This is a genomic window from Mesorhizobium sp. Arg314 (assembly GCF_053714275.1).
Genome location: NZ_JBSKBP010000004.1, coordinates 139,620 through 160,089 on the forward strand (window position 1 = coordinate 139,620; position 20,470 = coordinate 160,089).

At 63.7% G+C, this 20,470-nt stretch carries 23 protein-coding genes and 1 pseudogene; 14 read left to right on the forward strand and 10 right to left on the reverse strand.

What is annotated here, in order from left to right; all coding sequences use genetic code 11:
- The first annotated feature begins 1 nt into the window (after window position 1).
- The 3 genes from ACWGS9_RS06320 (at window position 2) to ACWGS9_RS06330 (ending at window position 1,282) form a co-directional block, all read left to right on the forward strand.
- Entirely contained in the window at window positions 2-607 is a 606-nt protein-coding gene (locus ACWGS9_RS06320; RefSeq protein ID WP_454504542.1) for a transporter, read from the forward strand.
- A 79-nt stretch (window positions 608-686) separates the two neighbouring features.
- Window positions 687-968, forward strand: coding sequence for a type II toxin-antitoxin system ParD family antitoxin (locus tag ACWGS9_RS06325; protein WP_320311507.1), 282 nt, complete (start codon window positions 687-689; stop codon window positions 966-968).
- A complete protein-coding gene (locus ACWGS9_RS06330; RefSeq protein WP_454504415.1) occupies window positions 875-1,282 on the forward strand; it encodes a type II toxin-antitoxin system RelE/ParE family toxin in 408 nt (135 codons plus the stop codon). Before ACWGS9_RS06325 ends, ACWGS9_RS06330 begins: the two co-directional genes overlap by 94 nt.
- A 12-nt stretch (window positions 1,283-1,294) precedes the next feature.
- Here ACWGS9_RS06330 and truA read toward each other — a convergent pair whose 3' ends face one another.
- The 6 genes from truA to def form a co-directional block, all read right to left on the reverse strand.
- Entirely contained in the window at window positions 1,295-2,050 is a 756-nt protein-coding gene (gene truA / locus ACWGS9_RS06335; protein ID WP_454504416.1) for a tRNA pseudouridine(38-40) synthase TruA, read from the reverse strand.
- 116 nt (window positions 2,051-2,166) lie between these two features.
- Window positions 2,167-2,673 carry a GNAT family N-acetyltransferase gene (locus tag ACWGS9_RS06340; RefSeq protein ID WP_454504417.1) on the reverse strand — a complete coding sequence of 169 codons (507 nt, stop codon included), beginning with the start codon at window positions 2,671-2,673 and terminating at the stop codon, window positions 2,167-2,169.
- On the reverse strand, window positions 2,670-3,605 hold the full coding sequence (gene fmt, locus ACWGS9_RS06345; protein WP_454504418.1) for a methionyl-tRNA formyltransferase: 936 nt from the start codon (window positions 3,603-3,605) through the stop codon (window positions 2,670-2,672). The genes ACWGS9_RS06340 and fmt overlap by 4 nt, the downstream gene beginning before the upstream one ends.
- Window positions 3,606-3,641: 36 nt before the next feature.
- Complete coding sequence (locus tag ACWGS9_RS06350; RefSeq protein WP_454504419.1) at window positions 3,642-4,067, reverse strand: type II toxin-antitoxin system VapC family toxin; 426 nt, start codon at window positions 4,065-4,067, stop codon at window positions 3,642-3,644.
- Window positions 4,064-4,351: a plasmid stabilization protein gene (locus ACWGS9_RS06355; RefSeq protein ID WP_454504420.1), complete on the reverse strand. Its 288-nt coding sequence runs from the start codon at window positions 4,349-4,351 to the stop codon at window positions 4,064-4,066. Before ACWGS9_RS06355 ends, ACWGS9_RS06350 begins: the two co-directional genes overlap by 4 nt.
- A gap of 75 nt (window positions 4,352-4,426) precedes the next feature.
- Window positions 4,427-4,957, reverse strand: coding sequence for a peptide deformylase (gene def / locus ACWGS9_RS06360; RefSeq protein WP_454504421.1), 531 nt, complete (start codon window positions 4,955-4,957; stop codon window positions 4,427-4,429).
- Window positions 4,958-5,060: 103 nt separating this feature from the next.
- On the opposite strand from def, the gene ACWGS9_RS06365 reads away from it, so the two are divergent.
- Window positions 5,061-6,314, forward strand: coding sequence for a DNA recombination protein RmuC (locus ACWGS9_RS06365; protein WP_454504422.1), 1,254 nt, complete (start codon window positions 5,061-5,063; stop codon window positions 6,312-6,314).
- Window positions 6,315-6,708: 394 nt separating this feature from the next.
- On the opposite strand, the gene ACWGS9_RS06370 is transcribed toward ACWGS9_RS06365, so the two are convergent.
- From ACWGS9_RS06370 to ACWGS9_RS06380, 3 genes are all read right to left on the reverse strand, one after another.
- Window positions 6,709-7,113 (reverse strand): GFA family protein, encoded by a 405-nt coding sequence (locus tag ACWGS9_RS06370; RefSeq protein ID WP_454504423.1) that lies wholly within the window; start codon window positions 7,111-7,113, stop codon window positions 6,709-6,711.
- Between the two features lie 35 nt (window positions 7,114-7,148).
- Entirely contained in the window at window positions 7,149-8,108 is a 960-nt protein-coding gene (locus ACWGS9_RS06375; protein WP_454504424.1) for a cation diffusion facilitator family transporter, read from the reverse strand.
- A gap of 124 nt (window positions 8,109-8,232) precedes the next feature.
- A complete protein-coding gene (locus ACWGS9_RS06380; protein ID WP_454504425.1) occupies window positions 8,233-9,042 on the reverse strand; it encodes a transglutaminase-like domain-containing protein in 810 nt (269 codons plus the stop codon).
- A gap of 212 nt (window positions 9,043-9,254) precedes the next feature.
- Between ACWGS9_RS06380 and ACWGS9_RS06385 the strand changes: the two genes are divergently transcribed.
- Together ACWGS9_RS06385 and sugE are read left to right on the forward strand one after the other, a co-directional pair.
- Window positions 9,255-9,380, forward strand: a complete 126-nt coding sequence (locus tag ACWGS9_RS06385) for a hypothetical protein (RefSeq protein ID WP_095819016.1) — start codon at window positions 9,255-9,257, stop codon at window positions 9,378-9,380.
- A 195-nt stretch (window positions 9,381-9,575) separates the two neighbouring features.
- The gene (gene sugE, locus ACWGS9_RS06390) at window positions 9,576-9,890 is read left to right on the forward strand and encodes a quaternary ammonium compound efflux SMR transporter SugE (protein WP_454504426.1); all 315 of its coding nucleotides are present in this window, start codon (window positions 9,576-9,578) and stop codon (window positions 9,888-9,890) included.
- A 189-nt stretch (window positions 9,891-10,079) separates the two neighbouring features.
- Here sugE and ACWGS9_RS06395 read toward each other — a convergent pair whose 3' ends face one another.
- Entirely contained in the window at window positions 10,080-10,508 is a 429-nt protein-coding gene (locus ACWGS9_RS06395) for a DUF6481 family protein (protein WP_454504427.1), read from the reverse strand.
- Between the two features lie 219 nt (window positions 10,509-10,727).
- On the opposite strand from ACWGS9_RS06395, the pseudogene ACWGS9_RS06400 reads away from it, so the two are divergent.
- The 8 genes and pseudogenes from ACWGS9_RS06400 to pmtA all read left to right on the forward strand — a co-directional run bounded on the left by ACWGS9_RS06400 (window position 10,728) and on the right by pmtA (window position 20,445).
- Window positions 10,728-11,788: pseudogene (locus ACWGS9_RS06400) on the forward strand (LLM class flavin-dependent oxidoreductase).
- Window positions 11,789-11,946: 158 nt separating this feature from the next.
- Complete coding sequence (locus ACWGS9_RS06405) at window positions 11,947-13,116, forward strand: AI-2E family transporter (RefSeq protein WP_454504428.1); 1,170 nt, start codon at window positions 11,947-11,949, stop codon at window positions 13,114-13,116.
- Window positions 13,117-13,209: 93 nt separating this feature from the next.
- Window positions 13,210-14,031, forward strand: a complete 822-nt coding sequence (locus ACWGS9_RS06410; RefSeq protein ID WP_454504429.1) for an arylamine N-acetyltransferase family protein — start codon at window positions 13,210-13,212, stop codon at window positions 14,029-14,031.
- A gap of 3 nt (window positions 14,032-14,034) precedes the next feature.
- Window positions 14,035-15,033 carry an LLM class flavin-dependent oxidoreductase gene (locus tag ACWGS9_RS06415; RefSeq protein WP_454504430.1) on the forward strand — a complete coding sequence of 333 codons (999 nt, stop codon included), beginning with the start codon at window positions 14,035-14,037 and terminating at the stop codon, window positions 15,031-15,033.
- A gap of 167 nt (window positions 15,034-15,200) precedes the next feature.
- Window positions 15,201-16,001 carry an inositol monophosphatase family protein gene (locus tag ACWGS9_RS06420; RefSeq protein WP_454504431.1) on the forward strand — a complete coding sequence of 267 codons (801 nt, stop codon included), beginning with the start codon at window positions 15,201-15,203 and terminating at the stop codon, window positions 15,999-16,001.
- A gap of 425 nt (window positions 16,002-16,426) precedes the next feature.
- On the forward strand, window positions 16,427-18,343 hold the full coding sequence (gene dnaK, locus ACWGS9_RS06425; protein ID WP_454504432.1) for a molecular chaperone DnaK: 1,917 nt from the start codon (window positions 16,427-16,429) through the stop codon (window positions 18,341-18,343).
- 222 nt (window positions 18,344-18,565) lie between these two features.
- The gene (gene dnaJ / locus ACWGS9_RS06430; RefSeq protein ID WP_454504433.1) at window positions 18,566-19,699 is read left to right on the forward strand and encodes a molecular chaperone DnaJ; all 1,134 of its coding nucleotides are present in this window, start codon (window positions 18,566-18,568) and stop codon (window positions 19,697-19,699) included.
- 140 nt (window positions 19,700-19,839) lie between these two features.
- Window positions 19,840-20,445 (forward strand): phospholipid N-methyltransferase PmtA, encoded by a 606-nt coding sequence (gene pmtA / locus ACWGS9_RS06435; RefSeq protein ID WP_454504434.1) that lies wholly within the window; start codon window positions 19,840-19,842, stop codon window positions 20,443-20,445.
- The last annotated feature ends 25 nt before the right edge of the window (window positions 20,446-20,470 follow it).

Here is a 20,470-nt window from a genome sequence, read left to right on the forward strand (position 1 = left end):
CATGCTTTCGGCAGACGAAACCTACGCTTCGCTGGCCGGCGCCTGGCGACTTATGTTCGGCAAGGCCGACGGCCTGCGCCTGCTCGACCTTTCGGCGGACGGTTTCTGGAATTCCTTCTTCGCCATCATCGTGGCGGCGCCGGCGCTGATCGTCGGCTGGGTCGGGATCGCCAACGAGATCGGTGACCCCGATGCCTTCGCCGGGCGCCTCGGCACGCTCATCCGGCTGGCGACCGTCGATATCGGCTCCTGGGTGTTGCCGCTGGTGGCGCTTGCGCTGGTCGCGCCGCGTGCCGGCATCGGCGGCCGCTTCGTCCACTATGTCGTTGCGTCCAACTGGGCGTCGGCGATCATCGCCTGGCTGATGCTGCCCTCGGCGCTGCTCAGGCTTTTCCTGCCTTCCACCAGCGAAATCAGCAGCCTGGTCTCGCTGGTTTTGTTCGCGCTGTCGATGCTGCTGACCTGGCGCATGACCAATGCATCGATCGGCAAGGGCGCCGCCGTCGGCACCGCCGTCTTTGTCGGCATGTTCATTGCCTCGCTGCTCGTCCTGTTCGGCCTGCAGGCGCTGCTCGGCGTCGACTTGCCGGGCGGCACGACGGGTTGATCCCGCCCGACCGACGACGTCTTTCAATTTATCCACGGAATGGGTATGATAATTTCATACCATTCTGTGGAGGGTTACTATGTCCGCTACCGAAAAACGCACCTTCAGCCTGCCGGCGGAGCAAGCCGCCTTCATCGATCAACTTGTCCGCTCGGGCACCTATGCGACCAGCAGCGAAGTCATCCGCGCGGGGCTTCGCGCCCTTCAGGAGCGCGACGCCGCGGTGGAGCGCTGGCTCCGCGAGGAAGTCGCACCGACCTATGATGCGTGGAAGACAAACCCTGGCAAAGTCATTTCGCCTGCGGAAATGGCCGAACGGGCGCGCAAGCGCCACGATACCCATTCGCAGAAGAAACCGTAAAGCGCCGGGCCGTCGTCTACTCGCTTGATGCCGGCGACGATCTCGATCGCATTTACACTAACGTTGCTGAAGCTAGCAGCCCCATCACGGCGGACCGCTATGACAGTCGCATACGGGCGTTTTGCGAGCGCCTCGAGCATGGCTCTGAACGTGGCACGCGCCGTGATGACGTGCGGCCGGGCCTTCGTGTCGTCGGATTTGAACGGCGGATCACCGTCGCTTTCGTCGTGGAGCCTGAGCGGATCGTGATTCTGCGCCTGTTCTATGGCGGAGCCAATTGGTCGGACGAACTGGCTGAAGACGACGCCGGCTGATCGACGCGTCCTTCAGACGGCTTCCCGATAATCCACGCCGACGAGAAAGAGCCCGTCCGGTGGGGCTACCTGGCCGCAGGCGGCGCGGTCGCGTGCTTCGAGCGCCGCCTTGAGATCGGCCGCGCCCCAGGAGCCGTCGCCGACGCGCCGCAAGGAGCCCACCATCGAGCGCACCTGATTGTGCAGGAAAGAGCGCGCCGAAGTGCGAACTTCGATCAGGTCGCCAACGCGACTGACATCCAGCTGCGCAAGCGTGCGGACCGGGCTTTCGGCCTGGCACTGGGTGGAGCGGAAGGTGGTGAAGTCGTGCCGCCCGAGCAGCACTTGGGCCGCCTCGTGCATGGCCTCGGCATCGAGGCGTTTCGGCACCCACCACACCTTGCCCTTTTCCAGCGCCGCCGGCGCCCGACGGTTGAGGATGCGATAGAGATAGTGGCGGCCGGTGGCGGAAAAGCGCGCGTCGAAGCCGTCGGCGACGACGCCCGCCTTGAGGATGGTGACGCGCGCGCCCGCCGCCTGCAGATGGGCGTTCACGGCGTCGCGCACCTTGTCGCCCGGCCAGTCCCTGGCCAGGTCGACATGCGCCACCTGTGCGGTGGCGTGCACGCCGGCATCGGTGCGGCCGGCGGCACGCAACCTTATCTGTTCGCCGCAGAATCTTTCGATCGCCTGCTCGATCGCCTGCTGCACGGAGGGCTGGTCGGCCTGATGCTGCCAGCCGGCGAACTGGCTGCCGTCATATTCGATATCGAGCCGAAAACGCGGCATGTTCAGGCAACCGCCCGCGATCGCGACGAGGCCTTGTCTTTTCGGTTGAGCATGATCTTTCCCGAAAACCGGTTCCCACTTTTCGCGAACGCGGACCTTCGGTTCGGGATCATGCTCTAGGCGGCGAGCGCGGTGAAGGCCGAAGCGTAGACCAGCTTGCCGGTCTCAGGCGCATCGCCCCAGGCCAGAGCCTGCAGCGCCTCGCCCTGATATTCGCTCTCGAACTTGCCGGCGCGGGCATGGGTATAGCCGAAGCGGCCGTAATAGACCGGATCCCCCAGAACCACGGCGAGCCGCTCGCCGGCTTCCTTGAGACGGACATGCGCCTCGCGGATCAGCGCGCCGCCGATGCCGGTGCCGTGGAAGGAGGGCTCGACAGCCAGCGGCGCCAGCGCGACGGCCGCGAAACGCTTGCCGCCATTCTGCACGTAAAGCCTGGAAAACAGGATGTGGCCGACGGCCTGGCCGTCTTCCTCGGCAACCAGTTCGACGACGGCATCGCCGCCGGTGACGAGTGCGTCGACCAGGCCGGCTTCCGCCCGCTGGCCAAAGGCATGTTCTTCGACGAGACGGATCGCCTCGCGATCCCGCGGCGTCGCCGCGCGTATCGACATCATGCTCATGTGAGTTTCGTTCCTTTTTCGATCTTGGCTCCGCGCAAAAACTCCAGCGCGGCGGCGGGCTTCCCGCCCGCCCGTTGAACTTCGACCAGCCTGACCGCGCCTGCCCCGCAGGCGACCTTCAGCCGGTCATCGAGAATTCCTCCCGATTCGCCGACGCCATCCGAAAGCGTCGAGCGAAGCAGTTTCAGCCGCTCCATGCGGCCGCCAATGTCGACCTCGCACCATGCGCCCGGAAAGGGCGAAAGGCCGCGAATGTGATCGTGGACTTCGCCAGAAGGCCGCGTCCAGTCTACGCGTGTCTCCGATTTATCGATCTTTCGGGCGTAGGTCACCCCTGCCGTTGCCTGTGGGGTAAATGTCAGACAATTTATCCCCAACTGCGCGAGCGCCCGCACCATCAGCGAGGCGCCTTGAACCATCAGGCGGTCATGCAACTCGCCGGCCGTCATATCGGGTGCGATGGCGCATTTTTCAACCATTGCCACCGGACCGGTGTCCAGACCCTCTTCCATCTTCATGACCATCATGCCGGTTTCGGCATCGCCGGCCATGATGGCGCGCTGGATGGGAGCAGCACCACGCCAGCGTGGCAAAAGCGAGGCATGGCCGTTGAGACAGCCGAGCCGTGTCGCCTCCAGGACTGCTTTCGGCAGCAGCAGCCCATAAGCGACGACGACCGCGACATCGGCCTGCAAGGCGGCAAAGGCCTGCTGCTCGGTCTCGGTTTTCAGCGATGCCGGCGTTCGCACTTCGAGCCCCAGCCGTTCGGCCTCGCGTTGCACCGGCGAGGGCGTCAGTTCCAGCCCGCGCCGGCCGGCGGCGCGCGGCGGCTGCGTGTAGACAGCCACGATCTCGTGTCCGGCCTCGGCGATGGCCCGCAAGGTCGGCACGGAAAAATCCGGCGTGCCCATGAAGATGACGCGAAGCGGCATTTGTTCTTCCAATATCTGCTTGTGCCGATGGCGCGCTCAGGAGCCCGCTTCAAACGGATTTACGAGTTTGAGGTCGAGCCCATCGAAGTCGCAAACATTGCGCGTTGCCAGCGTGGCATCATGCGCCAGACAGATAGCGGCAATCATCGCGTCAGGCAGACTCATCGGGCGGCCCCTTCGTTCGCGCATGGCCCGTAGCTTGCCGGCAAGACGAGGGGCCGGGCCCGCAAACTCCGCAATGCGACCGGCAAACTGATGTGAGATCAGATGATCGAGGACACGGATATAGCGATCCGACCCGGTCCTGCTCAGAAACCTTTCCGCGCCAAAAGATTGCTCCATTATAACCGGGCCGCACACGTAGAGTTCAAGAACGTCCTGTTTGCGAAGCCATTCGGCAACGATCGGATCGGGCGTCGGCTTGCCGGCTTCGGAAATGACGTTGGTGTCGAGGACGATCACTCGAAATCCTCGACCTGGCGACCAAAGTCACGTTTCCTTTCCGCTTCGATTTCTTCCATTATCTCTGCGAACGCTTCGTCGGTGGCATTTTCAGCGACGAATGCCGAGCGAATCGCATCCCAGGCCGAGACGCCCCGCTCCGGCTTGGCCTCTTTTTCAGCAACGATACCTTTGCGCAGAAGATCGATGGCTTTGCCCGACAAGCTCTGGCCACCCTTGCGAGCAGCTTGCTCAATTTCACGCTTCAAAGGCTCGGGAATGCCTCGGATTAACATGTCGCCCATTGGCGTATCTCCGCTCTGATATCAGAGATATCATGCTCAGAGCTTACGCTCAAGGCAGCGAGTTTCAAGGCGTTGTTACCCCACCATCTTGCCCGGCGCCTTGTCCTTGGCGAGCTTCTTGAACTTCCTCACCACCATGTCGCGCTTCAGCTTCGAGATGTGGTCGATGAACAGCACGCCGTTGAGATGGTCGATCTCGTGCTGCAGGCAGGTGGCCATCAGCCCTTCCGCCTGTATTTCCTGCAATTTGCCGTCGCGGTCGAGATACTTCACCCGCACGGAAGCCGGGCGCTCGACCTCGGCATAATAATCCGGGATCGACAGGCACCCTTCCTCATAGACCGAACGCTCGTCGGCGCTTTCGAGGATTTCGGGGTTGATGAAGACATGCGGCTGAGGCGGCTCGCCTTCCTTGGCGAGGTCGATGACCAGCAGCCGCCGCGGCTCGCCGACCTGAATCGCCGCAAGGCCGATGCCCGGCGCGTCATACATGGTCTCGAGCATGTCGTCGGCAAGCTTGCGCAGGTCGCCGTCGACGCGCTCCACCGGCTTGGAGACCTGGCGCAGTATGGGATCGGGAAGAATGATGAGCGGCTTGATCGACATGGCGTCTCACCTAAGACGTCGTTGGAAAAGCGTCAACCGGGACACCTCTGGCCTGTTCACGTTTTGATCTGTGCCAGCGAGGCGAATCGGTTATGCTGCCCAAATGAACGACATGACCACCATCCTTTCGCAACCGGTCGCGCGGCTCGGCGCCACCACGATCACGCTCGGCCAGGCGCTGGGTTTCGGCGCATTGCTGCTGGTGGCGCTGTTTCTGGTGCTGGCCGTGGCCTTGTGGCGCGCGGGCAAGGCGCGTGCGGTGGCCGCCGCGGAAGCGGCAGACCATGCCCGCGACACCGAGGCGCGCATAGCCGACGTCCTGCAGGCGCAGGCCGAAATGCAGGGGCGCATGGGGGCGATCGCCGAGGTGTTCGGGGCACGGCAGGCAGAGCTTACCCAGTCGCTGGGACAACGGCTCGACGCCATGACCGGCCGCCTCGGCCAGACGATGACCGAGCAGACCAAGTCGACGCATGAAAGCCTGGCCAAGCTGCAGGAGCGGCTGGCGGTGATCGACACAGCGCAAGGCAACATCCAGTCTTTGGCCGGCCAGGTCGTGCAGTTGCAGGCGATCCTCTCCAACAAGCAGACGCGCGGCGCCTTCGGCCAGTCGCGCATGGAAGCGATCATCGCCGACGGTCTGCCACACGGCGCCTATGAATTCCAGGCCAGCCTCTCCAACGGCAGCCGGCCCGACTGCCTGGTGCGGATGCCCAATGGCGCTCCTTCGCTTGCCATCGACGCCAAGTTCCCGCTGGAAGCCTGGAATGCCATCCGCGCCGCCGAGGGCGCCGACATGCAGAAGGCGGCGGCGCAGGCCTTCCGGCGCGACATCGAAGTGCATGTCCGCGATATCGCCGAAAAATACCTGATCCAGGGCGAAACCCAGGACACTGCCTTCATGTTCGTGCCGTCGGAATCGGTGTTCGCCGAAATCCACGAGAATTTCGAAGCGGTGGTGCAGAAGGCGCACCGGGCGCGGGTCATCATCGTCTCGCCGTCACTGCTGATGCTGTCGATCCAGGTGATCCAGGCGATCCTCAAGGACGCCCGCATGCGCGAGCAGGCGCATCTGATCCAGGGCGAGGTCATCCGGCTGATGGAAGACGTGGCGCGGGTCGACGAGCGCGTGCGCCGGCTGCAGACGCATTTCGGCCAGGCGGCCAAGGACATCGACGACATCCTCGTTTCGACGTCGAAGGTGACGAAGCGCGGCCAAAAGATCGAGGCGCTGGAATTCGCGGAAGGTGAAACCGAAGCCGCGCGAAGTGCAGGGCCAAAGGCCGAAGGCGGTTCGCGCGTCGCCGATTCGAAGACCGGCCAGCTCAGGCTGCGCGTCGTGGAAGGCGACGAGTAGTTGCTCAACGCGGGCTTTCTTCGCTGGCAAGGCCGCATACCTTGGAGATTGGCCAAAACGCCCATCGCTTCGTCATCCACGGGCGGAGCAAGGAGCGAAGCGGCGCGCGCAGACCCTAATGCATGTCGCCCAGAAGTGTGCAGCGGTTCTGGGACAACGACATGCATCAAAACAAAGACTTAAAGCGCGTCGCCTGAATCCGGTTCGGCGCGGCGCGCTTCAGAATCCATGCCGTGACGCTAAGGCGTTGCAACGGTGCAGAATTTCTGTTCTGCCGTGCCCTTGATGAGGTCACGGCATGGATCCTCGGGTCTACGCGTCCGCTTCGCTCCCGCTCCGCCCGTGGATGACGAAGGCAGAGAGGCTTCGGCTAATCGCCGGAGGCCTGGGAACCCTACTGCTCCTCGACGACCCTCGTGCCCTCGAATTCCGGTAGCCAGTGCAGCGCCGAGCGATGCCAGTATTGCGTCCTCGGCACCAGTTGGTCGCGCTGGCGCGACGTACCGACCCTGATGCCGTAGACCTTCGGTCCGTCACCGACAGAGGTGGCGTAGAGATGCGAGCCGCAATCGCCGCAAAAACCCTGTGCCCGCTTGGCGCCGGTCGAGCCGGTCTTGATATAGACCTTGGGCTCGCCCTTGGTAATGCGATAGTCCTCCTCAGGCGCACGCACGGTGACCCGGAACGCGGTGCCGGTCAGTTGCTGACAGTCCGTGCAATGGCAGATCGAAGTCTTTTCGGGATCGACCTCCGCCTCATAAGTTATGGCGCCGCAATGGCATCCGCCGTCGATCTTCATCGGTCTTCCTCCTGACAAGTTCGCCGCATCAAAACCTAGCCCTCCTCCGCTGCCTCGGCGATGGCCTCGCGCCGCCGCTCCCATGTGCCAGTGGTCTGCGGCTTGACGAAGAGCCTGGTGATCTGCGGCATCTCCTTCTTCAACCGTGCTTCCAGGCGCTCGACGCAGGCCTCGATCTCGGGCGCGGTGAGATGGTCCTCGAATTCGATGCTCAAGCCCGCAACGATCTCCTCCGGCCCGATATGGACGCTGAGGATTCCGTTCGCGCGCTGCACGGCCGGATCCTGCTGGGCGATGGCGAGCACCTGCTTCTGGACCTCCGGCGAGGCCGGCTCGCCGAGCAGCAGGCTCTTGCTCTCCCGCGCCAGGAAGATCGCCGTTGTGGCCAAGATCAGCGCGATGCCGATCGAGGCGACACCGTCGAGCTCGGGCATTTCCATGATTTCCGCCGCCAATATGCCGGCAAAGGCGACCATCAGGCCAAGCAGGGCAGCGCTGTCCTCGAACAGCACGGTAAAGACGCTGGGATCCTTGCTTCGGTGGATGGCCTCGAACCAGCCCTGGTTGCCCTTCTGCCGGCGAAATTCCCTCAGAGCCACCAGCCACGAGCTGCCTTCGAACAGGAAGGACAGGCCAAGCACGATGTAGTTGACCTTGGCGTTGACGACTGGTTCCGGCGCCATGATGTGGATGACGCCTTCATAGAAGGAAACGCCGGCGCCGAGCGCGAACACCAGAAGCGCCACGATAAAGCTCCAGAAATAGAGCTCGCGTCCATGGCCGAGCGGGTGCGTACGATCGGCCGGCCGCGCGGCGCGGCGCATGCCGTGGAGCAGGAGCCCGCCATTGCCGGTGTCGACCAGCGAATGCACGCCTTCCGACAGCATGGCGGACGAACCGGTGAAGGCCGCCGCCGCAAATTTGGTCAGCGCGATCGCCAGGTTGCCGGCGAGCGCGGCATAGATAACCCTTTTCGAGCCGGCATGCCCTGCCATCAGGTTCCTGACCCCTTCCGATACGACCGACCTTAGCGGCCTGCCGGCCGAAGCTCCACAGCAGTGCAAAACGCGCTAACGGTCCGGTCGTTCAAAGAGGAAGGTGGCTCGTGGCGTGAAGCTCCTATTCGACGACTTCGTCGGTCCATACTCTGAAGCCGGCTAGCGTGCCCGGTCCAAAGATGTGGGTCAGCGGCACATCGGCCGCGTCGCGGCCGGAGGCAATCAGGATGCGGCCGATGCGCGGGGCATTGTTGCGCGGATCGAAAGCGTGCCAGCGGCCACCGAGATAGACTTCCATCCACGCGGCGAAATCCATCAGGGCCCAGGGTTTCGGCATGCCGATGTCGCTGATATAGCCGGTGCAGTAGCGGGTCGGAATGTTGAGCGCACGGCAAAAGGCGACGGCAAGATGGGCAAAATCGCGACAGACGCCGCTCTGCTCGCGGTAGGCCTCCGCCGCGGTGCGCGTAGGCCGCGCATTGCCGTAGTTGAAGACGACATGGTTGTGGACGAAGTCGCAGACCGCCTGGACGCGCGGAACGCCGAGGGGGGTGTGACCAAACAACCGCCAGGCGTCGCTCGCCAGCACATCGCTTTCGCAATAGCGGCTGGGCAGCAGGAACAAGAGTGTGTCCGATGGCAGGTCGCGCACCTCGTGCTGCCAAGCCGACAGGTCACCCGTCTCGAAGGTGCCGGGATCGCGGATGATGGCATCGGTGCCGAAAGTAAAACGTCCCGGAGAGGCAACAAGTCGGTTGCACCAGTTGCCGAAACTGTCGCGATAGCTCTGGATCGGCACTGGCGGAGTGGAGGTCAGGAAATCCGGCCGCTCAAGATCAGAGGCGCGGGAGTAGTGGACGTTGAGCATCGCGATCAGTGGCGCTTCCTGCGGAAAGTCGAAGCTCATCTCGCAGCCGATATGAATTCGCATTGTCTCCCTGCCCGGCTGCTTGATCCATCGCCCCGGCGAAAGCTGAGCTGATGCTGCAGTGCGAAGAAGACCATCGCACGGACCGATGTGGTTTGCGAGCAAATTAGAAATCGGTTGAAAGCGCCCGGCTGTTGGCGGCGACAGCCGCTACCCTCTTGCAGCCGGGCATTTCTCTTGTTTCACTTGCACGTCCGCAATCGGAGGAGCGAATCATGGCTAAAGGTGCGATGAAGGCAGGCAAGGAAGCCCGCAAGCCGAAGAAGGACGCCAAGAAGCCCGCCGCGGCTCCGGCTCCGAAGGCGCCGCCGGTCAAGGCGATGCGCATCAAGGAAAAGTAAGCGGCCGAATTCGATCGACCCGGCTCAATACAGCTTCGAACCGGCGGCATGACAATACTGCCGGTGTTTTGTTGATCGGGGAACAGGGCACCCCACATGAAAGGGGCGAGGACGACCTCGCTTCCCCGAAAAACCGGCCGGGACGACCCGCCACACCGAGCATCTCAACCGATGCCGGAATGAAGGATTGTTTCAATGTCCTGGGTTTTTCTCTTTTTCGCCGGTCTGCTTGAGATCGGCTGGGCGATCGGCCTCAAATATACCGACGGCTTCTCGAAGCCGCTGCCGACCCTTCTGACGATTGCCTCGATGATCGTCAGCCTCGGCCTGCTGGGCCTGGCGCTGAAGGCGCTGCCTGTCGGCACGGCCTATGCGGTTTGGACCGGCATCGGCACCGTCGGCACGGCGCTGCTCGGCATCTGGCTGCTTGGCGAGCCGGCGACGATTGTCCGGCTCGCCTGCATCAGCCTGATCGTCTGCGGCATCATCGGCCTGAAACTCGTCGCCTGAAGCGCGTCGCGCTGAAACGGATTCAAGCGACGCGCTTTGAGTCTTTGTTTTTATGCATGTCGTTATCCCAGAACCGCTGCACACTTCTGGGCGACATGCATCAGTTTAGACGAAGCACGTTACTCCGAAGGCACAAATACGTTCAGGGCCGCTTTCGGCGACCCTGAACATTTTCCATCCAACCCGAACTTAGCGGGCGGAGAAGCCCGGAGGCGTTCTGCCGACGCGCGACTTGCGGGCGGCATAGCGTGCGTCACGCTTTGCCTTGCGCGCGGCCTCGTCGGCAAGGTCGACCGCGATGCGTTCGGCTTCCTCGGCCTCGCGGCGCCTGGCCTCTTCGGCCGCGGCTGCTTCCGCGGCAAGCCGTGCCGCCTCGGCAATAGCTGCGCGCTCGGCCTTCTCGGCCGCTTCACGCGCCTGCTTTTCCTGCTTCAGCCTAGCCTTCTCCGCTTCGCGGATCTCGCGAGCCTCGAGGATTGCCTTGCGTTCGGCCTGACGCGCCAGCACCGCGGGGTCATCCGCCGCCGGCTTTGCCTTGAAGCGCTCGAGCAGCGCCTTCTTTGCCTCGTTCGCGGCATTGCGCCGCTCGAAAATGTCTTTTTCCCTGTAGATAGCCAAGTGTACTTCCCTGCAGTCTATTCGCGACGCTTACATACGCGCGAAAGCGGCGAGTTCAAGCGCCAAAACGGTATGCCAGCCATGAAAATCTGTGCTGTTGCCGCAATGATACGGCTGGCCATCGCGATGGACTGTTCACAATCCGCCACTGGCGGGCGGCAAGACCGATCGCTACCTCTAGCGCCGAAACCAACCCAGACGACACCCCAGGACAGCAACATGGAACTCGGTCTCTACACTTTCGCGGACGTCAGCCCGGAACCGGGTCCCGGCGCCATCGGCCCGCATGAGCGGCTGCGCAACCTCATCGAGGAAATCGAGCTTGCCGACCAGGTCGGTCTCGACGTGTTCGGCCTCGGCGAGCATCACCGCCCCGACTATGCCGCCTCGGCGCCGGTTGTGGCGCTGGCCGCGGCAGCGGAGCGCACGAAGCGTGTCCGCCTCACCAGCGCGGTTACCGTGCTCTCCTCCGACGATCCGGTGCGCGTCTTCCAGCAATTCGCGACGCTGGACCTTCTGTCCGACGGCCGCGCCGAGATCATGGCCGGCGCGGCTCCTTCATCGAATCCTTCCCGCTGTTCGGCTACAATCTCGAGGACTATGACGAGCTCTTCGCCGAGAAGCTCGACGTGTTGCTCGCTATCCGCGACCAGGTGAAAGTGACATGGCAGGGCAAGCTGCGCGCGCCGATCAACGGGCGCGGCGTCTATCCGCGCCCATTCCAGGAAAAGCTGCCGATCTGGATCGCCATCGGCGGCACGCCGCAGTCGGCCGCCCGCGCCGGCGCGCTCGGCCTGCCGCTGGCTCTTGCCATCATCGGCGGCGAGCCGGCGCGCTTCGCGCCGCTGTTCGATATCTATCGCGAGGCCGCGCGGCGAGCCGGAACCGATCCAGCTTCGCTCGCCACCAGCATCAACGTGCACGGCTTCATTGCCGAGACGACCGAACAGGCGGCCGACGACTTCTACGGACCGCAGGCCGAGGTGATGAACCGCATCGGCCGCGAGCGCGGCTGGGGTCCGACCTCGCGCGCGCATTTCGACCAGGCGCGCGGCCCGAACGGCGCGCTGTTCGTCGGCAATACTGAAGCGGTGGCGGAAAAGATCGTCGCCCAGCACAAGATCTTCGGCAACGACCGCTTCCTCCTGCAGATGGCGATCGGCATCATGCCGCACGCCAAGATCATGAAGGCGATCGAGCTCTACGGCACCAAGGTGGCGCCGATCGTGCGCAAGGAGACGGCAAAGGCAGTCCCCGCGGCGGCGGCGCCGGTCGCCTGAGCGGTGGCGGCGGAAGGCCTTCCGTGACCGCCGGCTAACGGAACCTTGCCGCGGCAGGCACGTTTCCCGTCGATTGCACCGGTTGCGGTGGCTTGTTTTGACGCAATTCCCGACGGAAAACCGCTCACACTTTTCCTGGAATTGCTCTAGGGGAACCGATGAAAACCGAACCGATCGCTTCGGGCGCGAGCGTTGCCGAAAGCCCTGATCCGCGTGCCGATGCCTGGGCGGACATGCGCCTGATGCGGTCGCTGCTGATCGGGATTTTCATTCTGATGGCGGCCGCCGCGCTTTATTTCGCTCGTGCCTTCTTCATGCCGGTGATGCTTGCCTTCCTGCTGACGCTGACGCTGACGCCGATCGTGCGCTTCCTGCGCAAGCACGGCATTCCGGAGGTGGTCTCGGCGACGCTGCTGGTGCTCTTCTCCATCGTCGTCTTCGCCGCCGCGGGCTACCTGCTCAGCGGCCCGATCATCGAGCTCATCAACAACAGCTACTCGATCGGCCAGCAGCTCACCGAGCGGCTGGCGCCGTTCAAGCGGCCGCTCGAACGGATGATGGATCTCGCGCATCAGCTGGAAGCGCTGACCGAGACCTCGCAGGAGCCGGGCGTGCAGCGGGTCGCGGTGGCGCCGTCCGGCATCCTGTCCACGGCCGCCAGCAACATCCTCGAAGCAGGCACCTCGATCACCATCGTCTTCGTGCTGTCGCTGTTCCTGCTCGCCTCGGGCACGCTGTTTTACGAGAAGATAGTCCAGTCCTTCACCAGCATGACCCAGAAGAAGCGGGCGTTGCGCGTCGTCTATGACGTCGAGCGCGAAATCTCGCACTATCTGCTCACTGTCCTCCTCATCAATACGGGTCTCGGAACAGTGATCGGGCTGGGTCTGTGGGGGCTGGGCATGCCCAATCCGCTGGTGTGGGGCGCGGCGGCGGCTCTGCTCAATTTCCTGCCCTATGTCGGCGCGCTGATGACCATCCTGCTCGTTGCCGTCATCGCGCTGATCAGCTTCGATTCGATCTCCTTCGCGCTGCTGGCGCCGGCCTTCGTGATGTTGTGCGACATCGTCGAAGGCCAGTTCGTGACGCCGATGGTGGTCGGGCGACGCCTCGAGATCAACGCGGTGGCGATCTTCATCGCCATTGCCTTCTGGTCATGGCTGTGGGGCTTCGTCGGCGCGCTGATGGCGGTGCCGCTGCTGGTCGTCATCAAGGTCTTCTGCGACCACTTCGAGGGTTTGAGCCATGTCGGCAACTTCCTCGCGGCACAGCAGTCCATGGCCGTGGACGAAGAGACGGCGGACCAAGATCACAAGTCCGCCGCGTAATGCGCTGGCCCAATCCCCGAGTCCCGGCCGATCGTTTGCGGCACCGCCGGCGAGTGCCTATATCGGGCCGGTCAAGCCGGACCTGTTCCCTCAATGAGCGACTTCGATCTCGATGGCTATTTCGCCCGCATCGGTTATGGCGGGCCGACCGGCCCTTCGCTGGACACGCTGCGGGTGCTGCATGCCATCCACCCGCGGGCGATCCCGTTCGAGAACATAGACGCCTTGATGGGCGTTTCGGTCGGGCTCGATGTCGCCTCGCTGCAGGACAAGATCTTCAGCCAGGGTCGCGGCGGCTACTGCTTCGAGCACAATCTGATCTTCATGCATGCGCTGACGGCGCTGGGCTTCACGGCCAGCGGGCTGGCGGCGCGCGTGCTGTGGGGCCAGCCCGAGGACACTATTGCCGCGCGCAGCCACATGCTGCTGCGCATCGAGCTCGGCGGCCGCGCTTACATCGCCGATGTCGGCTTCGGCGGCCTGACGCTGACGGCGCCGTTGCTGCTGGAGCCCGGGCTTGAGCAACAGACGCCGCATGAGACCTTCCGCATCGTGGAGACCGGCGACCAATTCCGCCTGCAGGCAAATATCGGCGGTGATTGGCGCACGCTCTACCGCTTCGACATGCAGCAGGCTTATGAGGTCGACTATCGGGTCGCCAGCCATTTCCTGTCGACCCATCCGAGCTCGCATTTTCTCTCGACCCTTGTCGCCGCGCTCGCCCTGCCCGACCGGCGGTACGCGCTGCGCAACAACCGGCTGTCGACGCATCATGCCGGCGGCCGCAGCGAGCAGCGCGAAATCGCGACGGCCATTGAGCTCGCCGACGTGCTGGAGAACCAGCTCGCCATCCTCATTGCGGACCGCGCCGCTTTCGCGGCGAGGCTGCGCGAAAAACGCATCGTGGAGACCTGACCAATGACGGCCCTTTCGGTTCTCGACCTGTCGCCGATCACGCAAGGCAGCACCGCCACGCAGTCGCTTGCCAATTCGCTGGATCTTGCCCGCCATGCCGAGCGTCTGGGCTATAGGCGCTACTGGCTGGCCGAACATCACAACATGCCAGGCATTGCGAGCGCGGCGACTTCCGTGGTGATCGCCCATGTCGCCGGCGGCACCAAGACGATCCGCGTCGGCGCCGGCGGCATCATGCTGCCCAACCATGCGCCGCTGGTGATCGCCGAGCAGTTCGGCACGCTGGCGGCACTTTTTCCCGGCCGCATCGACCTCGGCCTCGGCCGCGCGCCGGGCACCGACATGCTGACCGCTCGCGCGCTGCGCCGAAACCTCGAAAGCACCGACAATTTCCCGCAGGACGTGGTCGAGCTGATGGGCTATTTCCAGCCGGCCGAGGAAGGCCAGCGCATCCGCGCCGTGCCAGGTGAAGGCCAGACCGTGCCGGTCTGGATTCTCGGCTCCAGCCTCTACGGCGCGCAACTCGCCGCACTTCTCGGCCTGCCCTATGCGTTCGCCTCGCATTTCGCGCCGGCCGAGCTCGACCACGCGCTGGAGGTCTACCGCACGCGCTTCCAGCCCTCGGCGCAGCTCGACAAGCCCTATGTGATGCTCGGCCTCAATGTCTTCGCGGCGCCGACCGACGCGGAGGCGAAGCTTTTGTTCACCTCGCTGCAGCAGGCCTTCGTCAATCTGCGCAGCGGTCGGCCCGGCCAGTTGCCGCCGCCGGTCGAGAACTACGACCGCGATCTCGATCCCGTCGCGAAAAGCATGCTTGCCCAGGCGCTGTCCTGCGCCGTCGTCGGTTCGCCGGAAACGGTGCGCCAGGGCATCGACGCCTTCAGCCGCCGCACCGGCGCCGACGAATTGATGGTGACGGCGCAGTGCTTCGATCACGCGGCGCGCGTGCGCTCCTTCGAGATCCTCGCCGACGTGCATAAATCGATGTCGAAGGCGGCGTGATCGCGTCACGGCTTTTGCCTGACATACTGGTCTGCTAAGGGCAGGCTCCTTCTTGAGCTTTTCACCGTTTCACGGCGAACCGCTCTATTTTCTTTGTTTTGACGCAATTCCGGACGGAAAACCGTTTCACACTTTTCCTGGAATTGCTCTGGAGCGCGAGCCTGCCCGTGACCCATGATCTCGACGACCGCATGCATTTTGCCATCGACCTGGCGCGGCGCGCCGGCGATCTGGCGCTGAAATATTTTCGCGACCTCGACAATTTGACCATCGAGAGCAAGGGCCATCAGGATCTGGTCTCGGAAGCCGACCGCGAGGTCGAGCTGTTCATCCGTGCGGCAATCGCCGAGGCCTGTCCGGAAGACGGCATCGTCGGCGAGGAGCATGCGGCGGTGACCGGAAAAACCGGTCATGTCTGGGTGATCGATCCGATCGACGGCACCGCCAATTTCGTGCGCGGCATTCCCGCCTGGTGCGTGGTGATCGCCTGCGCCAGGGATGGCGAGACTGTGGTCGGCGTCATCCATGAGCCCTCGACCGACGAGACGTTTTACGGCCGCCTCGGCGGCGGCGCTTTCATCAACGGCAAGCCGATCAAGGCCAGCAATGCGGCCTCGCTTTCCGAGGGCTCCGTCGGCACCGGGCTTTCGAACCGGGCTTCGACCGAGCATGTCGCGGTGCTCATCAGCAAGATCATGGCCGAAGGCGGCGTCTTTTTCCGCAATGCGTCCGGCGCGCTGATGCTTGCCTATACGGCCGCGGGCCGGCTGCTCGGCTATGTCGAGGAACACATGAACGCCTGGGATTGCCTTGCCGGCATGCTGCTGGTCGAGGAGGCAGGCGGCACGGTGCTCAAGGCCGATCCGAAGACGGTGCTCGACCAGGGCACGCAAGTGATCACCGGCGGCAAGCAGATCTTCCCTAGGCTACAACGGCTCTGCGAGACCGCCTTCGGGCCTACGCGCTGACACTCTGCGCGAGCCGGGCGCTTTCACAGCTCGCCGACAGATGCCAAAAGCATGGCGGCGAGGCTGATTTTCCGCTCTTTCGCGACTGAAAGTCACGCCCGCCGGGGCACATCTTGCCCCTGCCGGATGGCGGATCTGCGCGTCGTCCATAGCATCGATTCTAAAAAAGCAAGCTGGAACAAAGCGATAGCGCAATCTCACGCCGATCTTGCCGCCAAGCACGGCGGGTCGCCTCCCGGTCCGTGTCGAGACGATGGACGCCTTGCGCAGAATGCTTGCGCCCCGTGTCGGCTGTTCTTATATACGCGCCAAGCCGTCCGGCCCCGAAATGCGGGGACGGGACGGGATTTCTTGTGAACAGGGGCTTTCGTCGGAACGCCTTTTGAAGGGTCCTGAGAGCCTGCTTAGAGGAGAGACTAGAACAAATGGCAAAAGTTATCGGTATCGATCTCGGCACCACCAATTCCTGTATCGCCATCATGGATGGCAAGGACCCCAAGGTGATCGAAAACGCTGAAGGCGCCCGCACGACGCCTTCCATCGTCGCCATCTCGAGCGACGGCGAACGTCTCGTCGGCCAGCCAGCCAAGCGCCAGGCGGTCACCAATCCCGAAAACACCATCTTCGCGGTCAAGCGCCTGATCGGGCGCCGCTATGACGACCCGGTGACGGAGAAGGACAAGAAGCTTGTCCCTTACAAGATCGTCAAGGGCGACAATGGCGACGCGTGGGTCGAGGCCGGCGGCAAGAAACAGTCGCCCAGCCAGATCTCGGCCATGATCCTGCAGAAGATGAAGGAGACGGCGGAAGCCTATCTCGGCGAAAAGGTCGAGAAGGCGGTCATCACCGTTCCAGCCTATTTCAACGACGCCCAGCGCCAGGCGACCAAGGATGCCGGCAGGATCGCAGGCCTCGAGGTGCTTCGCATCATCAACGAGCCGACGGCCGCGGCGCTCGCCTATGGCCTGGAAAAGAAGGACGGCAAGACCATCGCCGTCTATGACCTTGGCGGCGGCACGTTCGATATTTCGGTGCTCGAAATCGGCGACGGCGTGTTCGAGGTGAAGTCGACCAATGGCGACACCTTCCTCGGCGGCGAGGACTTCGACATGCGGCTCGTCGAGTACCTGGCGGCCGAGTTCAAGAAGGAACAGGGCATCGACCTGAAGAACGACAAGCTTGCCTTGCAGCGGCTCAAGGAAGCCGCGGAAAAGGCCAAGATCGAGCTGTCGTCGACGACCCAGACCGAGATCAACCTGCCCTTCATCACCGCCGACGCCAGCGGCCCGAAGCACCTGACGATGAAGCTGACCCGCGCCAAGTTCGAGCAGCTGGTCGACGACCTCGTCCAGCGCACCATCGAGCCCTGCAAGGCGGCGCTCAAGGATGCCGGCCTGAAGGCTGCCGAGATCGACGAAGTGGTTCTGGTCGGCGGCATGACCCGCATGCCCAAGATCCAGGAGATCGTGAAGCAGTTCTTCGGCAAGGAGCCGCACAAGGGCGTCAACCCCGATGAGGTCGTGGCGCTTGGCGCCGCCATCCAGGCGGGCGTGCTGCAGGGTGACGTCAAGGACGTCCTGCTGCTCGACGTGACGCCGCTGTCGCTGGGCATCGAGACGCTGGGTGGCGTGTTCACCAGGCTGATCGAGCGCAACACGACGATCCCGACCAAGAAGAGCCAGACCTTCTCGACCGCCGAGGACAGTCAGTCGGCGGTGACGATCCGTGTCTTCCAGGGCGAGCGCGAAATGGCGGCCGACAACAAGCTGCTCGGCCAGTTCGACCTGGTCGGCATCCCGCCGGCCCCGCGCGGCGTGCCGCAGATCGAGGTCACCTTCGACATCGACGCCAACGGCATCGTCAACGTCTCGGCCAAGGACAAGGGCACCGGCAAGGAGCACCAGATCCGCATCCAGGCTTCGGGCGGTCTGTCCGACGCCGACATCGAGAAGATGGTGAAGGACGCCGAGGCCAATGCCGAGACGGACAAGAAGCGCCGTGGTCTCGTCGAGGCCCGCAACCAGGCCGAAGCGCTGGTGCATTCGTCCGAGAAGTCGCTCAAGGACTATGGCGACAAGGTCTCGGAGGCTGACCGCGCCGCGATCGTCGACGCCATCGCCGCGCTGAAGGCCGCGGCCGAAGGTGACGACGCGGCCGATATCGAGGCCAAGTCGCAGTCGCTTGCCGAAGTGTCGATGAAGCTTGGCCAGGCCATGTACGAGGCCTCGCAGAAGGAAGCGGCCGAAGCCGACGCCAAGGCGGATGCCGCCAAGGATTCGGACGTGGTCGACGCAGACTTCGAGGAAATCGACGAAAACGACGACAAGAAGAAGTCGGCCTGAGCCGGCTGACGGCGAATAAGTGCAAAAGCCCGGCGCAAAGCCGGGCTTTTTTGCAACCTTCGCTGAAAAAGTAAGGGCCTGTCCGAAAAAGTGACTGAAAAACCCGGAGCGGGCCCAGCTTAGTACTAGCATCCGGGTACCATCGCTCCTAAATCCAAGAACGTGCCGGCAAACGTCGCCAACAATGCTTGAAGACATTGAGCATCCGGACAGCGGGAAAAAATGAAAGCTGATTTCTACGAAACGCTGGGCGTGCAAAAAGGCGCCGACGAAAAGGAACTCAAGAGCGCTTTCCGTAAGCTCGCCATGCAGTTCCATCCCGACCGCAACCCCGGCGACGGTGCCTGCGAGCACAAGTTCAAGGAAATCAACGAAGCCTACGAGACGCTGAAGGACCCGCAGAAGCGCGCCGCCTATGACCGCTTCGGCCACGCCGCCTTCGAGCAGGGCGGCATGAACGGCGCCGCGCACGGCTTTGGCGCCGGCGGCTTCGCGGACATCTTCGAGGATATTTTCGGCGACATGATGGGCGGCCGCCAGCGCCGCTCTTCCGGAGGCCGCGAACGCGGCGCCGACCTGCGCTACAACATGGAAATCACGCTGGAAGAGGCTTTCTCCGGCAAGACGGCGCAGATCCGCGTGCCGGCTTCCATCTCCTGCTCGGAATGCTCCGGCAGCGGCGCCAAGCCCGGCACGCAGCCGGTGACCTGCTCGATGTGCCACGGCCACGGCAAGGTGCGCGCCACGCAAGGCTTCTTCTCGATCGAGCGCACCTGCCCGCAATGCCAGGGCCGCGGCCAGACGATCAAGGATCCTTGCCCGAAATGCGCCGGCCAGGGCCGCGTCACCGAGGAGCGTTCGCTGTCGGTCAACATCCCGGCCGGCATCGAGGACGGCACCCGCATCCGGCTTGCCAATGAGGGCGAGGCCGGCCTGCGCGGCGGACCGTCCGGCGACCTCTACATTTTCCTGGCGGTGAAGCCGCACGAATTCTTCCAGCGCGACGGCGCCGATCTCTATTGCAAAGTGCCGATCTCGATGACGACGGCAGCCCTTGGCGGCTCCTTCGAGGTCACCACGCTCGACGGCAGCCAGACCAAGGTCAAGGTGACGGAAGGCACTCAGAACGGCCGCCAGTTCCGGCTCAAGGGCAAGGGCATGCCGGTGCTGCGCCAGCCCAATGTCGGCGACCTCTACATCCAGACGGCGGTCGAGACGCCGCAGAACCTGACGCGCCGCCAGCGCGAGCTGCTGGAGGAGTTCGAGCAGCTCTCCTCGAAGGACAATTCGCCCCAGTCGAGCGGCTTTTTCGCCCGCATGAAGGACTTCTTCGAGTCTTTTGGCGAAGGCTCATGACCGTGCCGGCATCGCGCACCGGCATCGGAAGCGGACGCTTCCCAAGCGTCATCAACACCTTATGCCGGACCGATACCTTGCCTTGTGCCACCCAGCTGCTAAGTAGCGGATCGGGAGGCTGAGCAGTGAGGAGAGCTCGCATGGCACGTGGTCCCGGATTGCGCAAAGCGCTGGCGGAGAAATTCGACGACGAGCTGAAGTTCTTCAGAGGCTGGATCGACAAGCCGAAAGCGGTCGGCTCGATCGTTCCCACCAGTTCCATCACCGCCCGCAAGATGGCTTCGATCGTCAATCCGAGATCGGGCCTGCCGGTGCTTGAAGTCGGGCCCGGCACCGGCGTCATCACCCGCGCCATCCTGGCCCAGGGCGTGAAGCCGGAGAACCTATACGCGGTCGAATATTCGAGCGACTTCGTGCGCCATCTGCGCAGGCTCTATCCCGGCGTCAACGTGATCGAGGGCGACGCCTTCAATCTCAACGCCACGCTCGGCGACAAGCGCGACATGGTGTTCGATTCGGTCGTCTCCGGCGTGCCGCTGCTCAATTTCCCGGTCGCCCAGCGCGTCGCCTATATCGAAAGCCTGCTCGACCGCATCCCGCATGGCCGGCCGATCGTGCAGTTGACCTATGGCCCGCTGTCGCCGATCCCGGCGGGGCGCGGCGACTACACGGTCGAGCATTTCGATTTCATCATCCGCAACATCCCGCCGACTCAGCTGTGGATCTACCGGCGCGCGGCGCATTAGATGAAGGGAGTAGGGGAGTAAGGCA

Excerpts from the sequence above, each read along its gene's own strand:
- ACWGS9_RS06370 (WP_454504423.1), bottom strand. The coding sequence starts at position 7,113 with ATGAAGATCGACGGCGGATGCCATTGCGGCGCCATAACTTATGAGGCG.
- ACWGS9_RS06380 (WP_454504425.1), bottom strand. The coding sequence starts at position 9,042 with ATGCGAATTCATATCGGCTGCGAGATGAGCTTCGACTTTCCGCAGGAA.
- ACWGS9_RS06415 (WP_454504430.1), top strand. The coding sequence starts at position 14,035 with ATGACGGCCCTTTCGGTTCTCGACCTGTCGCCGATCACGCAAGGCAGC.
- ACWGS9_RS06355 (WP_454504420.1), bottom strand. The coding sequence starts at position 4,351 with ATGGGCGACATGTTAATCCGAGGCATTCCCGAGCCTTTGAAGCGTGAA.
- ACWGS9_RS06340 (WP_454504417.1), bottom strand. The coding sequence starts at position 2,673 with ATGAGCATGATGTCGATACGCGCGGCGACGCCGCGGGATCGCGAGGCG.
- ACWGS9_RS06405 (WP_454504428.1), top strand. The coding sequence starts at position 11,947 with ATGAAAACCGAACCGATCGCTTCGGGCGCGAGCGTTGCCGAAAGCCCT.
- sugE (WP_454504426.1), top strand. The coding sequence starts at position 9,576 with ATGTCCTGGGTTTTTCTCTTTTTCGCCGGTCTGCTTGAGATCGGCTGG.
- ACWGS9_RS06375 (WP_454504424.1), bottom strand. The coding sequence starts at position 8,108 with ATGGCAGGGCATGCCGGCTCGAAAAGGGTTATCTATGCCGCGCTCGCC.
- ACWGS9_RS06385 (WP_095819016.1), top strand. The coding sequence starts at position 9,255 with ATGGCTAAAGGTGCGATGAAGGCAGGCAAGGAAGCCCGCAAGCCGAAG.
- pmtA (WP_454504434.1), top strand. The coding sequence starts at position 19,840 with ATGGCACGTGGTCCCGGATTGCGCAAAGCGCTGGCGGAGAAATTCGAC.
- def (WP_454504421.1), bottom strand. The coding sequence starts at position 4,957 with ATGTCGATCAAGCCGCTCATCATTCTTCCCGATCCCATACTGCGCCAG.
- fmt (WP_454504418.1), bottom strand. The coding sequence starts at position 3,605 with ATGCCGCTTCGCGTCATCTTCATGGGCACGCCGGATTTTTCCGTGCCG.
- truA (WP_454504416.1), bottom strand. The coding sequence starts at position 2,050 with ATGCCGCGTTTTCGGCTCGATATCGAATATGACGGCAGCCAGTTCGCC.
- ACWGS9_RS06365 (WP_454504422.1), top strand. The coding sequence starts at position 5,061 with ATGAACGACATGACCACCATCCTTTCGCAACCGGTCGCGCGGCTCGGC.
- dnaK (WP_454504432.1), top strand. The coding sequence starts at position 16,427 with ATGGCAAAAGTTATCGGTATCGATCTCGGCACCACCAATTCCTGTATC.
- ACWGS9_RS06325 (WP_320311507.1), top strand. The coding sequence starts at position 687 with ATGTCCGCTACCGAAAAACGCACCTTCAGCCTGCCGGCGGAGCAAGCC.
- ACWGS9_RS06410 (WP_454504429.1), top strand. The coding sequence starts at position 13,210 with ATGAGCGACTTCGATCTCGATGGCTATTTCGCCCGCATCGGTTATGGC.
- dnaJ (WP_454504433.1), top strand. The coding sequence starts at position 18,566 with ATGAAAGCTGATTTCTACGAAACGCTGGGCGTGCAAAAAGGCGCCGAC.
- ACWGS9_RS06320 (WP_454504542.1), top strand. The coding sequence starts at position 2 with ATGCTTTCGGCAGACGAAACCTACGCTTCGCTGGCCGGCGCCTGGCGA.